This window comes from Leclercia adecarboxylata, assembly GCF_006171285.1.
Lineage (GTDB): Bacteria > Pseudomonadota > Gammaproteobacteria > Enterobacterales > Enterobacteriaceae > Enterobacter > Enterobacter barmai.
Genome location: NZ_CP040889.1, coordinates 217,118 through 231,273, shown reverse-complemented (window position 1 = coordinate 231,273; position 14,156 = coordinate 217,118). Strand labels below are relative to the sequence as shown.

The window sequence follows — 14,156 nt, the reverse complement described above, 5'->3', positions numbered from 1 at the left end:
CCTGTATGTGAAACAAAAGTGAGATCAGGCGTCGGCGCGTTTCATCAGCAGGCAGGTCGCAGCAGAGAGCAGGCACCCGGCCAGCAGATAGATAGCCACGCTTTGCCAGTCGCCGCCGGAGAAGGTCACCAGCGCGGCGGCGATAAACGGCGTGAATCCGCCTCCCACCACGCTCGCCACCTGATAGCCAACCCCTGCGCCGCTGTAGCGGTAGCTGGCACCAAACAGTTCGGTGAACATCGGCTGCTGGACGCACACCACCATGTCATGAGCAATATTCGCCAGCATAATGGCGAAGACTACAATCCAGAAAACAGACTGGGCTTCGAGGGCCATAAAGAAGGGGAAGGTACTCAGGGCACCTGTTAGCGCACCGGTGATATAGATCCGGCGGCGGCCAAACCTGTCCGCCAGCCAGGCAAAGCAGGGGATAGTGAGGCAACTGATGCCGCCCACCAGCAGGCCAATATTCAAAAACAGCTCGCGAGGCAGGCCCAGGTTCTGGGTCGAGTAGCTTAGCGCGAAGGCGGTGACGATATACATGGTCAGCAGTTCACACAGGCGCAGGGCGATAATTTTCAAAAACGCGCCGGGATGGCGGATCAGCGCGTCCATCACCGGCAGGCGGCGCTGCTCTGCGGGTTGCTGTCGCTGCTGTTCGAACTCGGCAGACTCATCCATCCCCTTACGTACCCACAGCGCCCCCAGCACCAGTACAATGCTGAACAGGAACGGGATGCGCCAGCCCCAGCTCAGGAACTGTTCGTCTGTGGTGAGGGTACTTATCAGCGACACCAGTCCGGTGGAGAGCAGCAGACCCACACCATAACCCACCTGTACGCCGCTGCTGTAAAAGGCTTTTTTACGTGCCGGGGCGCTTTCAACCGACAGCAGCGCCGCGCCGCCCCATTCGCCGCCGACGGCAAAACCCTGAACGGCGCGCAGGGTGACCAGCAGAACCGGTGCCCACCAGCCAATAGCGGCAAAAGAGGGAAGAATACCAATCAGCGCCGTGGCGATCCCCATCATCCACACCGTCAGCATCAGCATCCGTTTGCGGCCCAGCCTGTCGCCGAAATGGCCGAAGATCACTCCGCCCAGCGGGCGAAAGAGAAAGCCGACACCAAAGGTGGCAAAGGCGGCGAGGGTGCCCATTGCCGGGCTTATTTGCGGGAAAAATTCGCGGTTAAAAACCAGCGCGGCGGTAATGCCGTACAGCAGAAAATCGTACCAGTCGACTACCGCACCGGCAAAACTGCCAAGGGCCGCGCGGCGTGCGCGCTGAAGCGATGGTGTTGCCCCGTCGGGGGACGAGGAAGCGAGGGTGGTATCCATAGTGATCCTGTCTGAGGTTATTTTCTTATAGGTATAGGAAGAAGATCGCTCACATTACCGTTGCCTTTAAACAGCGGCGGGTAAGAGACTACCGCGACAGCGGACAGCTGAAAACGTTTTTATCCCGGCATGAGCTAAACGGGTGATATTCATCGTAATGATGATTTGTTGGCTGGCTATAAACGCAGCAACAAGACTATGCTTGTCAGACACGTGGAGCGACAGAGGAAGGGAATGATGGGTCGTATTAAGAAGTTGGGTTTTATTACTGCTTTACTGGTGAGCCAGAATGTACTGGCGGTGAGCTATCCGTTGCCGCCTGAAGGGAGCCGCCTGGTAGGAAGCGCGCAGACGATCGTCGTTCCGCATGATAATAAATTGCCGCTGGAGGCGTTTGCGGCGCAGCACGGGCAGGGGCTCAGCAATATGCTGGAGGCCAACCCGGGTGTCGATCCGTTTTTACCCAAAGCCGGTACACAGCTGGTTGTGCCGCAGCAGCTGATCCTGCCGCCGACGGTGCGCGAGGGCATTGTGGTCAACGTGGCGGAGATGCGTCTCTATTATTATCCGAAAGGGAGCAACACCGTTGAGATCTTCCCAATCGGTATCGGTGAAGCCGGGCGCGAGACGCCGCGCAACTGGGTCACCGCCGTTGAGCGCAAGCAGGACGGGCCAACCTGGTCACCAACGCCAAACACCCGTCGGGCCTACGCCAAAGAGGGCAAAACGCTGCCAGCCTTCGTGCCTGCAGGGCCGGACAACCCGATGGGGCTATATGCCCTGTATATCGGCAGGCTGTATGCTATTCATGGTACCAATTCAAACTTTGGCATCGGGCTGCGCGTGAGCCAGGGCTGCATTCGTCTGCGTAACGCCGATATTAAATACCTGTTCGACAATGTCCCGGTCGGAACCCGGGTGCAGCTTATCGATCAGCCGGTTAAAGTCACCACCGAGCCGGACGGCAGCCGGTGGGTCGAAGTTCACGAACCGCTGTCGCGCAATCGCGCGGAATTTGAATCCAGCAATAAAGTGCCGTTGCCGATGACGGCAGGGCTGCGCGCGCAGCTCACCGATGGGACTGTGGATGCGGTGAAGGTTGACGGAGCACTGGAGCGCCGGTCGGGTATGCCGGTAAATATCGGCTATGGCGCGCGCGAGACGCCGCTGGTGGCAACGCTCGGCCAATGAGCTGACAACATCAGTCAAAACCCGCGCAAGCTTCTCTGCGCGGGTTTTTGCTTTATAAATAGGGTAAAGCATCTCTTAGCATAAAATTACGCTGCGCTTTGATTGTTGGATTTGCTAAAAAGCTAAATACTCTGCCGAACTATTTATCACCCTGTAACGACAGCGCAGGTATCTTTTTCAGCTAAAATCCACTGGTTAATTATGCAACATATCAGAAATAACCTTTTGACAGGTTTGCTGGCGCTATTTTGCGCCTCGTCAGTGTGTGCGGGCGTTAATATTGGCGGAACGCGCGTAATTTACGACGGCGGGAAAAAGGAAGCGGCAATCGGCGTTTCAAATCCAGATAGCGTTCCTTATCTTATTCAGTCATGGTTCGATAACCCGGATAATAGCAGCGGGAAAATTCCCTTTGTCATTACACCTCCCCTGTATCGACTGGATCGTGGACAGGAAAATACCATGAGGATTGTCCGCGCGGGGAGTGTACCGGACAATAAAGAATCAATGTTCTGGCTAAATATTAAAGCCATTCCAGCGGCGGAAAGAAAAGCAAACTCGTTGCAGATTGCGGTGAAAACCCGCATCAAATTAATATACCGCCCGGCTTCGTTAAAAAGAAAAAACCCGGAAGATTTTGCTGACCAGCTGAAATGGACACGTTCCTCTAACAATATTTCGGTGAGTAATCCCGGGAATTATTATATGAATTTTAATGAGATTACCGTTGCGGGAAAAAAAGTACCTGAACCCACCTATGTTGCACCGGGGGCGTCTGCAACGTTTTCATTACCGGCTGGCGTAAGCTCAGGGCCTGTAACATTCAAACTGATCAATGATTTTGGTGGGGTAGGAAAGACTCATCACGCCGCTATTTAAAGAGGGGAAACTCTGCAGGGGCATGGGATAAGAATTTTTATGCGCAAGATATTATACTCCTGGTTTACACCGACTCGTCTGGCCTGTTTAATTGCGCTGGCGTTGCCGGGTATTATGCAGAGCGCCAGTGCCGAAGAGTATTTTAATCCGGCACTGCTCGAAGTGGGTAACCCCTCGATGAGAGGTATTGATCTCTCCTCTTTTGCACGTGGAGCGCAGGTGCCAGGTAAATATCGCGTTGAGGTCGTGGTAAACGATCAGACGGTGGATACCCGCGAGATTGATTTTAAATCGGTGGCAAAGGCCGAAGGCGATCAAAGCCTCCAGCCGTGTCTGTCGATAGGATTGCTGCAAAGTTATGGTGTCAAAACCGATCTCTTTCCCGGACTCGATAAAGATCCTGAATGCGCAAATCTTGCGGCGATCCCAAAGGCGACTGCCGATTTCATCTTTGGTGCGCAAAAACTATTGTTGAGTTTTCCTCAGGCGGCACTTACATCCCAGGCGCGCGGCTATGTTGCGCCAGAAATGTGGGACGAAGGCATTAACGCCTTGCTGCTGAATTACAGCATCAGCGGTGATAACACCTGGGGCAGAAATAGCACCTCCAGTAACAGCCAGAGTCAGTACGCGAATCTGCGTCCGGGCGTGAATATTGGCCCCTGGCGTCTGCGTAATTATATGACATGGCGCCGCGATTCTGATGGTAAAGCGCAGTGGGATACGGTTTATACGTATGCCCAGCGCAATATCGTTCCTTTGAAAAGCCAGCTGACGCTCGGCGACAGTTCATCGCCTTCCGACGTATTTGACAGTATTCCTTTTCGCGGTGGGCAGCTGGCCTCCGACGATGAGATGCTATCCGACAGCCAGAAAGGCTATGCCCCTGTGGTTCGCGGTATTGCGCGTACCAACGCTCAGGTGGTTATCCGCCAGAATGGCTACACCATCTACCAGAGCTATGTTGCCCCCGGCGCCTTTGAAATTACCGATATGTACCCTACCGGCGGTGCGGGTGATTTAAGTGTTTCGGTGAAAGAAGCGGACGGCAGCGAACAGGATTTTGTCGTGCCCTATGCCTCTGTGCCTGTTCTGCAGCGAGAGGGGCGACTGAAGTACAGCCTGACGGGGGGGCAATATCGTCCCAGTGATAGCCAGGCAGAAAAGCGCCCGCTGATGCAGGGAACCGCTATGTATGGTCTACCGAAGGGCTTAACCCTTTATGGCGGTATACAGGCGTCCAGCCCCTATCAGTCCTACGCTATCGGCGTTGGTAAAAATATGGGTGAGATCGGGGCGTTGTCTGTGGACGTTACCCAGGCTTGGTCGAGCCCTGAGACGCAGGATAAAACAAGCGGGCAAGCCTGGCGCGTGCGCTATAGCAAAAACTTTACCGATACCGGAACCAATTTCTCGGCGACCAGCTATCGCTATTCCACCGCGGGATATTACGGGATGCAGGACGTGCTTGACGCCGATAGCAACAGTCAGTCGTTGCAGGATCATCGGCGTAACCGCGCTGAATTGACGCTGAGTCAAACGCTCGGCCCTGCCTTCGGCTCGATCACCGGCAGCGCAATCCGTGAAGATTACTGGAACGCTGACAAGACGATGAGTTCATACAGCGTCAGCTATAACAACGCGTGGAACGGTATCACCTGGGGACTGAGTTATACCTATAGCAATAACGCGAGCGCAGAGGGTAGCGACGGGGAGAAAACCTATGATAAAGACCAGATCCTGGCTTTAAATATAAGTGTTCCTTTAGATCGTTTCCTGAGTAATACCTGGGCCAGCTACAGCCTGAATAGCAGTAAGAAAGGGGATACAACCCATACGGTTGGTCTGAGCGGCACGGCGTTGCAGGAAAATGCCCTGAGCTGGGGTGTACAGCAAGGGTATGGCAATGACGGAACTGGTCATAGCGGTAACCTTAGCGCTGACTATCACGGAACCTATGGCGAAGTCACCGGCGGGTATAGCACTGACGATAATATGCAGCGGGTTAACTATGGCCTGAATGGAGGCGTTATAGTGCATGCCGACGGTGTGACGCTGGCGCAGCCTTTTGGTGAAACCCTTGCACTGATTAAAGCCCCGGGCGCGTCGGGGGTGGGCGTAACAGGCCAGACCGGCGTGAATACCGATTACCGGGGTTATACCATCGCCAGCAATGTCTCGCTGTATCGTAAGAACAGCCTGAGTCTGGACACTGAAACACTGCCGGATGACGTTGAGCTGGAATTAACTACCCAGACCGTCATTCCCACGCGGGGCGCGGTGGTGAGAGCTGTATATAAAGCCAATGTGGGCACTCGCGTATTAATGACTCTGACCAGGGCAACGGGGCAACCCGTTCCGTTCGGGGCCACAGTCACTGTTGCCACCGATAAAAATTCAGCCGGATTTATTGTGGGGGATCAGGGCCAGGTCTACCTGACCGGCCTGGAAAACCGCGGTGAGTTAATTGCACGCTGGGGTATGGAAGCGAATGAAGAATGTCGAGTTAATTATTTGCTTCAGGGATCTGAAGCGGATTCTGGAGTGGTTTTAATCAATGAAATATGCAAATAAATTTATCGGCTATAAACGCGTTGGTGCCTTAATGATAATGATATTTTGGTGCTTCAGTTTTAATGCTTTTGCTGATTGTTCATTTGTTTCCGGGCAGGGAACGCAAAATCTGAGCTTTTCACCTGATAACGTTACCGTGCAAAGAGATGTGCCCGTTGGAACAGTAATATATTCAGACTCAACGGCGGCGGGTTCAATGTTGCTGGGCTGTAATGGCGATATCAACACTAATTATTATAAGATGCTTTATCTTGGTGGCGTACCAACATCAATTAATCATGCTTATGCGACCAATATTCCTGGCGTAGCGATATCTGTCGATCTTGCATGGGGATATCTTGACAATCCAGCGTCCACTGATAATACGCCATTGGCATCTGTAAGACTCCCCCCGATTATCTATAAGTTGATAAAAACGGGTGATATTCAGTCTGGTCAGTTAAGTACCGGACTCATTGGCACCTGGACGGTATCAGACATTACGGTAGTGAGAATAAACATGACGGGTGGGAGTATAACCCAGGTTGCATGTTCAGTGACTACGCCTAATTTAACGTTTCCGATAGGCAATGTTTCAAAAGCAGATTTTGGTACAACTACAGGATTTACTCCGGCAAAAACCAGTACCCAGAATCTCGGATTAGATTGTGATGGTTCCGCCAATATAAATGTCACGCTGAACGGGCAACAGAATCCGGATGTCAGCGATGCCAGCGTAATGGCCTTAAATAATCAAGGAGGTACGAATATCGCGCAAGGCGTTGGAGTGCAATTATTATATGACGGTAAACCACTCGTTATTAATTCCAGGCTTGCATTAAAAACATCCAGCGGCGGAAAAGAAGCCTTTCCTCTTACTGCCCGTTATTACCAAACCAGAAAAACCGTCACCGTCGGCGAAGCTAATACTTCCGCAACGTTGACACTGACATACCAATGAAATGTTCAATGTCTCAACATCATGCCAAGGTGGGCTAAAATGAAAAAAAGTTTATGTTATCTGACCGCATCTATTTCTGCTGTACTTTTTGCGGGTAATATTTATGCGGCAGATAGCGTTAATATCAACATTACCGGGAGAGTAATTGCTTCTCCTTGTACTACATTAAATGGTGGTTCCGATGCGTTAAACGTTGACCTGGGCCAATCCCTCCAGGCTTCCTCTTTTGAAGGGGCAGGCTCGGGTTCAGCAATGAAGACCTTTGATTTACCGGTGACCGGTTGTCCGGCTAGTACCACTAACGTAAAAGTGACGTTTACTGGCAACCCGGACGGCACAGATGCGACGCTGTGGGCAAACAACGCGGCTCAAGCTGCTGCCAATACCGCAGTTGAGTTATCCCAGCAATCTACGGGAGCCATTTTGAGCAATAACAGCTCATTAATTGGTGCCGTTGAAGAGGGGAATACAACCTTTAAGCTTCAGGCGCGTGTCTATTCGAAGGCAGGTAAAGTTATGCCTGGCGATGTCTCCTCAGCGATTGTGGCCTCTTTCGAGTATCAGTGAAACCGATGGTGTCGGCGCTGTCGATACCAAAGCAAAAAGCCCGCTTAAGTTTCCTTAAGCGGGCTTCTTAAATATGGCTCCTCTGACTGGACTCGAACCAGTGACATACGGATTAACAGTCCGCCGTTCTACCGACTGAACTACAGAGGAATCGTGTGAACGGGGCGCATATTATCGACGTCAGGTGCACTTGTCAAAGGGTGATCCCGCCTGTTGGTATCGTTTGCTGACAAAATCAGCAAAGTGGCGTTTTCCACAGCGGTTTGCACGTTTTTGGTGCGGATATACCCCGAATGGGGCAGATCATAAACCGCTGTTTCACTTCCAAAAGCCGCGACAGCAATTGGATTTCCTTATTTTCAGCCGCTTAGCGGACATATCGGACCTCTTTTAAAAACTGGCAAGCATCTTGCAAAACCTTCTGTACATTCGCGCCGGAACCGGCAACGCATTTCGTACAGGGGGCAAAATGAACTTAAGACGACTGAAATACTTCGTAAAAATCGTCGATATCGGTAGCCTGACCCAGGCTGCTGAAGTGTTGCATATCGCACAGCCGGCACTGAGCCAGCAAGTGGCCACTCTGGAAGGTGAACTCGATCAGCAGCTGTTGATCCGCACGAAACGCGGCGTAACACCAACTGAAGCCGGCAAGATCCTCTACACACATGCACGCACTATTTTGCGCCAGTGTGAGCAGGCGCAGCTTGCGGTGTGCAATGTCGGCCAGACGCTGACCGGGCAGGTCTCGATTGGGCTGGCGCCGGGCACGGCGGCCTCGTCTGTGACCATGCCGTTATTACAGGCAGTGCGCGCAGAGCTACCGGAGGTGCTGGTCTACCTGCACGAAAACAGCGGCGCGGCGCTGAACGATAAATTACTCAGCGGGCAGCTGGATATGGCGGTGCTATACGATCGTTCCCCTGTGGCGGGGATCACCAGCCAGCCGGTATTGAAAGAAGATCTCTTTCTGGTAGGCACGCGGGATTGTCCGGGACAGAGCGTGGATTTAAACGCCGTAGCAGAGATGAATCTGTTCTTACCCCGCGATTACAGCGCCGTGCGTTTGCGCGTCGATGAGGCATTCTCTCTGCGCCGCCTGACGGCAAAAATCATCGGTGAAATCGACTCAATATCTACCCTGACCGCCGCCATTGCCAGCGGGATGGGCGTAACGGTCCTGCCTGAATCCGCCGCGCGCTCGCTTTCCAGTGCTGCCAACGGCTGGATGGCGAGAATCTCCTCGCCGTCGATGAGCCTGCCGTTGTCGCTTAACGTCTCGGCTCGCGGCTCTCTGTCACCTCAGGCACAGGCGGTAAAAGAGATTCTCATGTCGCTGGTGAGCCGCCCGTCACTGGAGAATCGCGAGCTACAGCTGGTGAGCTGATATTCCATAAAGGTATAAGTTGCGGGTTTTTATTATTTGTTCTCACGACGGGCACACTCTAACAATAGCGTCATGTCAGATTCGCCGGAGTGAACCGTGAATTTCCAGCAACTTAAAATTATCCGTGAGGCGGCCCGTCGGGATTACAACCTGACCGAGGTCGCCAACATGCTCTACACCTCCCAGTCGGGGGTCAGCCGCCATATCCGCGAGCTGGAAGAGGAGCTGGGCATTGAGATTTTCATTCGCCGCGGCAAACGCCTGCTGGGGATGACCGAGCCCGGCAAGGCGCTATTGACCATAGCAGAACGCATTCTGAACGAAGCGAGCAACGTGCGCCGTCTGGCTGATCTCTTCACCAACGATGCCTCCGGCGTGTTGACCATCGCCACCACCCACACTCAGGCCCGCTACAGCCTGCCGCCGGTGATCAAGGCCTTCCGGGAGCTGTTCCCGGATGTGCGTCTGGAGCTGATCCAGGGCACGCCGCAGGAGATAGAAGTGCTGCTGCAAAACGGCGGGGCAGATATCGGCATCGCCAGCGAGCGCTTAAGCAACGATCCGCTGCTGGCGGCGTTCCCGTGGTTTCGCTGGCATCACAGCCTGCTGCTGCCGGTCGACCATCCGCTGACGCAGGTCTCCCCGCTGACGCTGGAGGCTATCGCCAAATGGCCATTAATCACCTATCGCCAGGGCATCACCGGGCGCTCCCGCATCGATGAAGCCTTTAACCGCAAAGGGCTGACGCCGGATGTGGTGCTCAGCGCCCAGGACTCCGACGTGATCCGAACCTACGTCGAGCTGGGGCTGGGGATCGGGCTGGTGGCGGAACAGTCCGGCGGCGAGCGCGAGCAGGGGAATTTGCTACGTCTCGATACTCGCCACCTGTTTGATGCCAACACCGTCTGGCTTGGGCTTAAGCGGGGGCAGCTGCAGCGCAACTATGTCTGGCGCTTTATCGAACTTTGCAACGCCGGGCTGTCGGTGGATGAGATTAAACGTCAGGTGATGGAGCCGGAAGAAGCGGCGATTGACTACCAGATATAGCCTGAACGACCCCGCCATGCGGGGTTTTTTCTATGTCGCTTCCAGCAATGAACACAGTTACATTGCATGAAGATGTTTCTTGCGAAATCTCATCCATTTTCCCTCAGCCACACTTCCTCCTTCCCGGTAAAAAAAGATAGTTTCAATATAGGCTTTAACCTATATTATCAGGGAGGACTCGTGTGGAAGATTGAAACGACGGATACGTTTGATCGTTGGTTGAACGTGCTGGCCGATCGCGAATTAACGGCTTATCTGAACAGTAAATGAAAGGAGTAAAATATGGGCAGAACGCTGGAGCAGCTGCTTGCAGAGGAAAAACCAGAGGTTGTTAGCGCCGCCACTGTTCTGGCGGAAGAGATGCTTCTCAATATTCATCTGGCTGAACTGCGCGAGAAAGTGAATAAAACGCAGAACGAAATGGCTCAGGCGCTGGGCCTGAAGCAGCCGACGGTGGCGGGTATGGAAAAGGCCGGGCGTGATATAAAACTTTCTACCCTGAAACGCTATGTTGAGGCGGCAGGGGGCAAACTGCGTGTGGAGGTCGATCTGCCGGATGGCTCCCATTACGGCTTTGCGCTTTGAGATGAGTTTTATTGATAAAAATGTGCAAAAGCAAAAAGCCCGCTTAAGTTTCCTTAAGCGGGCTTCTCAAATATGGCTCCTCTGACTGGACTCGAACCAGTGACATACGGATTAACAGTCCGCCGTTCTACCGACTGAACTACAGAGGAATCGTGTGAACGAGGCGCATATTAATGGCCTCGCTATTTTGTGTCAACACTAAATTCAACGCCCTGATTCAATTGATTAATTATGACTCAGGCTGCTGATTTAGTGTACTTGCGTGGCGGGATCCTCGCCGGGACCTTCATTTTCACGCAAACGCTGCAGCGGGTCCTGCTGGTAAAACTGGCAAAAACGCTGCCACAGCGCCGGGAAGCGGGGGGCGAAAAGCTCGGGGGCGCTGAAGAAATATTCCGATAGCACCGCAAAGCATTCGGCTGGATCGGTGGCGGCATAGGCGTCAATGCTGGCCGCGCTTTCGCCCACCAGATCGATCTCATCCTGAATGTTGTTCATCGCCGCGTGCAGGTCGTGTTCCCAGCCTGCCACTTCACGCAACGGGATAAACGGTACGCCGCTGGCGCGATCGCCGTTGCGGGTATCCAGTTTATGGGCCACTTCATGAATGATAAGGTTGAAACCGGATGCGTCGAAGGAGTCCTGAATGTCCAGCCAGTTGAGGATAATCGGCCCCTGCTGCCAGCTTTGACCGGACTGTACCATTCGCTGACTGTGAACCAGCCCGATGTCATCCTCCCACTCGTCGTCCACCACAAACGGCGCCGGGTAGATCAGCACTTCATGGAATCCGTCCAGCCACTCGATACCCAACTGCAGTACCGGCAGGCAAAAGAGCAGGGCAATACGGGTGCTCTTGCGATCGTCGAGTTCAAAACCCTGGAGCGGCACCAGGCGTTTCTGCTGTAAGAACCGCATGGCAAGCTGTACCAGACGCGATTTATCCTCATCCGATAAAGTGGACAGAACGGGGATCGCCAGCGCCTCTTCCCACGGCAGCGCCGCGCTTCGGGCGGATTCATTCGATTTCCAGGGCCACTTAATCATCGCTTTGCTCGCAAACTCGTTACTTGAACAAAATTGAACGGTTATGGTCTGTTAAAATGCCAGATTACTCGTCAGAATTTCTGCTCGCTTCTCACCAGACTTCCTGTGCGCTGGTTACCTTATCATTCCGCTTACGAGAAGTAACAGCCCTTTACCGCCTCATAACAATATATGTGAGCTAAATCAGGATGTTTGCCTGAAGAGGCTGTTTTACGGACATTACTCCTGGTGGCAATACTGTCTGAGCAGGGCAATCTGCTCTGGACGCAGGCGATAACGATAGACGGGCCGGCCGGTTGCGCCATAGTGAATGCTGGTGTGCAGAATGTTGACCTGCGCCAGCCAGATCAGGTATTTGCGACAGGATACCCGCGAGATATTGACTGCGTTCGCCAGATAGTCGGTCGAGAACTCTGTCCCCGGATGGGCATCAATCCATAAGCACAATGTACGCAGTGTCTGAGGGGTTAACCCTTTCGGCAGGCGACGACTGTCCGCCAGCTCCGGCGCACCACCGCGTAGCAGTCGGTCAACGTCTGCCTGCTCATAATACTGGTGCGATTCCATCAGCTGTTTTTTCTTGCACCAGCCGTTCAACGCCTCGGCAAAACGCGGAAACTGAAACGGTTTGATCAGGTAATCCACCACGCCGTAATGCATGGCGGTTTGAAGGGTGGTGGCGTCCGAGGCCGAGGTGATCATAATGACGTCCGTTTTACGCCCGGATGCGCGGATCGTCGGCAGCAGGCTCAGGCCACTGTCGCGCTGCATATAGACATCCAGCAGGATCAGATCCACCTGTCGGGCAGGGGAGTGCAGTACGGCTTCAGCCTCTGCAACGGAAGTGGCAATGCCGCAGCAGCAAAATCCCTCGACCCGGTCTACGTACTGGCGGTTAAGATCGGCCACCATGGCATCGTCATCAACAATCAAAACATGTATCACGCGTTATTCCTTTCACTGTCCCAGGGGAGTTGCACAAAAAACTGGGTAAACACGCCCGGCTCAGATTCCACGGCGATCTCCCCGCCCAGATTTTCGATTTGCTGACGGGCGAGGAATAGTCCCACCCCCCGGTTCTCACCTTTGGTGGAAAACCCTTTGCTAAAAATGGTCTGCAGATGTTCAGGGGCGATACCCGGGCCATCGTCACTCACCTCGGCACTCAGCCAGCCCTGCTGATAATGCAGCAGCAGACTGATTTCCCCTTCCGACTGCGTTGCCATGGCATCAAGCGCATTTTCAATCAGATTACCGAGCACGGTAACCAGGCCTGCGACCTGCTGCGCGTTCGGGTTATCGGGAACCTGACTGGCATCAGAGAGTGTGAGGCTAACCCCCAGTTCTCTGGCACGGTTGATTTTGCTCAGCAAAAATCCGGCGACCACCGGCGATTTGACGTTGCGCTGCAGCGTGCCGACATCGCTCTGCCAGGCATTGGCGGTCAGCAGGACGTACTCTTCAAGTCTGGCATATTGCTTCATATGCAGCAGCCCGAGGATCACATGCAGCTTATTCATAAACTCGTGGGAGTGGCTGCGCAGGGCATCGAGATAGTTCACCATGCCGTCCAGCCGCTGCAGAAGTTCGCTGATTTCGGTCTTATCGCGAAAAGTGGTGATGGCACCCATCAGCTGATTATCGCTTTTGACGGGCAGAGTATTACAGAGCAACAATCGACCGTGGCAGTTAATCTCCTGATCCTCAAGAGGATGTCCGCTACGTAATACCTCGCGAAGGTTCGCCAGCAGCGGGGCTTCATGCAGGGTATTGCTGCTGGCGTTGATATTCAGGATCTGCCGTGCGGCATGGTTGACCATCGTCACATGCCCCTGCTGATCCACGGCAATGACGCCCTCGCGCAGGGATTGCAGCATCGCCTGGCGCTGTTCCAGTAGGGCTGAGATTTGCCAGGGTTCCAGTCCGAACAGAACGCGCTTCAGCATTTTCACCAGCCCCCAGGCGCCGAGCGCCCCCAGTAGCGCGCTGAACAGTACCAGCCAGATGGCATCCCAGCGGTTGCGGGCTATCTGCTGTTCGACTTTATTGAGCGAGATCCCCACCGCAACCACTCCAATCTGCTGATGCTGTGCGTTGTAGACCGGCGTGAACACGCGCAGCGCCTCGTCGAGCACCCCGTGATTGATGGCGACATTTTCTTTATCCTCCAGCGCGGGGCGGAGATCGTCGCCAATAAAAGCTTTGCCGAGCAGGGTGCTGTTGGGATGCGAATAGCGGATCCCTTGCATATCGGTGACAACCGCAAACAGCAGGTTGTTGCGCTGCATTACGGCCAGGGCGACGGGCTGAATAATGTTGCTCTCCGGCGGGAGCGACAAGCCGCGGATAACCTCCGGGCTGTCGGCCAGTGTCCTGGCGACCGCCAGGGCGGTATCCCGCACGCCATCGCGGGTGGCCCGGGTAATTTGCGCGAAATAGAGGACAAAAATGACCAGCAGCACCGCGCCCGTCACGCTGTACACCATCAATGTGACCAGCGTGTTGAGTTTCATTGGGCGCTTGTGCGTGGAGGGAAGGGGCGGCAAATCGCGCATTGAAACTCCGGTAAATACAGAAAGGAGGGCATTATCGCTGATGGCGCTA

General features: G+C 53.9%; 12 protein-coding genes and 2 tRNA genes. 8 read left to right on the top strand and 6 right to left on the bottom strand.

The genetic code is table 11. The annotated features are described in order from the left end of the window. Positions 1 to 24 precede the first annotated feature (24 nt). Positions 25 to 1,335, bottom strand: a complete 1,311-nt coding sequence (gene shiA, locus FHN83_RS03000) for a shikimate transporter (protein ID WP_139563202.1) — start codon at positions 1,333 to 1,335, stop codon at positions 25 to 27. 237 nt (positions 1,336 to 1,572) lie between these two features. Between shiA and ldtA the strand changes: the two genes are divergently transcribed. The 5 genes from ldtA (at position 1,573) to FHN83_RS02975 (ending at position 7,486) form a co-directional block, all read left to right on the top strand. After that, positions 1,573 to 2,526 carry a L,D-transpeptidase gene (ldtA, locus tag FHN83_RS02995; RefSeq protein ID WP_139565410.1) on the top strand — a complete coding sequence of 318 codons (954 nt, stop codon included), beginning with the start codon at positions 1,573 to 1,575 and terminating at the stop codon, positions 2,524 to 2,526. 201 nt (positions 2,527 to 2,727) lie between these two features. Then, entirely contained in the window at positions 2,728 to 3,405 is a 678-nt protein-coding gene (locus tag FHN83_RS02990; protein ID WP_139563201.1) for a molecular chaperone, read from the top strand. A 39-nt stretch (positions 3,406 to 3,444) separates the two neighbouring features. Beyond that, complete coding sequence (locus FHN83_RS02985) at positions 3,445 to 5,979, top strand: fimbria/pilus outer membrane usher protein (protein WP_139563200.1); 2,535 nt, start codon at positions 3,445 to 3,447, stop codon at positions 5,977 to 5,979. Beyond that, a complete protein-coding gene (locus FHN83_RS02980; RefSeq protein ID WP_139563199.1) occupies positions 5,963 to 6,919 on the top strand; it encodes a fimbrial protein in 957 nt (318 codons plus the stop codon). Before FHN83_RS02985 ends, FHN83_RS02980 begins: the two co-directional genes overlap by 17 nt. 39 nt (positions 6,920 to 6,958) lie before the next feature. After that, complete coding sequence (locus FHN83_RS02975) at positions 6,959 to 7,486, top strand: fimbrial protein (protein WP_039030220.1); 528 nt, start codon at positions 6,959 to 6,961, stop codon at positions 7,484 to 7,486. 74 nt (positions 7,487 to 7,560) lie between these two features. Here FHN83_RS02975 and FHN83_RS02970 read toward each other — a convergent pair. Then, positions 7,561 to 7,636 (bottom strand) — tRNA-Asn (locus FHN83_RS02970). Positions 7,637 to 7,955: 319 nt separating this feature from the next. On the opposite strand from FHN83_RS02970, the gene nac reads away from it, so the two are divergent. From nac to FHN83_RS02955, 3 genes are all read left to right on the top strand, one after another. After that, entirely contained in the window at positions 7,956 to 8,873 is a 918-nt protein-coding gene (nac, locus tag FHN83_RS02965; protein ID WP_039030219.1) for a nitrogen assimilation transcriptional regulator NAC, read from the top strand. Positions 8,874 to 8,969: 96 nt separating this feature from the next. Next, the gene (gene cbl, locus FHN83_RS02960) at positions 8,970 to 9,920 is read left to right on the top strand and encodes an HTH-type transcriptional regulator Cbl (RefSeq protein ID WP_139563198.1); all 951 of its coding nucleotides are present in this window, start codon (positions 8,970 to 8,972) and stop codon (positions 9,918 to 9,920) included. 282 nt (positions 9,921 to 10,202) lie between these two features. Next, complete coding sequence (locus FHN83_RS02955) at positions 10,203 to 10,505, top strand: helix-turn-helix domain-containing protein (protein WP_039030217.1); 303 nt, start codon at positions 10,203 to 10,205, stop codon at positions 10,503 to 10,505. A gap of 73 nt (positions 10,506 to 10,578) precedes the next feature. On the opposite strand, the gene FHN83_RS02950 is transcribed toward FHN83_RS02955, so the two are convergent. From FHN83_RS02950 to FHN83_RS02935, 4 genes are all read right to left on the bottom strand, one after another. After that, positions 10,579 to 10,654, bottom strand: a tRNA-Asn gene (locus tag FHN83_RS02950). A gap of 100 nt (positions 10,655 to 10,754) precedes the next feature. Beyond that, positions 10,755 to 11,552, bottom strand: a complete 798-nt coding sequence (gene mtfA, locus FHN83_RS02945; RefSeq protein ID WP_139563197.1) for a DgsA anti-repressor MtfA — start codon at positions 11,550 to 11,552, stop codon at positions 10,755 to 10,757. A 219-nt stretch (positions 11,553 to 11,771) separates the two neighbouring features. Beyond that, positions 11,772 to 12,497 (bottom strand): two-component system response regulator DcuR, encoded by a 726-nt coding sequence (dcuR, locus tag FHN83_RS02940; RefSeq protein WP_139563196.1) that lies wholly within the window; start codon positions 12,495 to 12,497, stop codon positions 11,772 to 11,774. Next, entirely contained in the window at positions 12,494 to 14,107 is a 1,614-nt protein-coding gene (locus tag FHN83_RS02935; RefSeq protein WP_139563195.1) for a sensor histidine kinase, read from the bottom strand. Before FHN83_RS02935 ends, dcuR begins: the two co-directional genes overlap by 4 nt. Between the last annotated feature and the right edge of the window lie 49 nt (positions 14,108 to 14,156).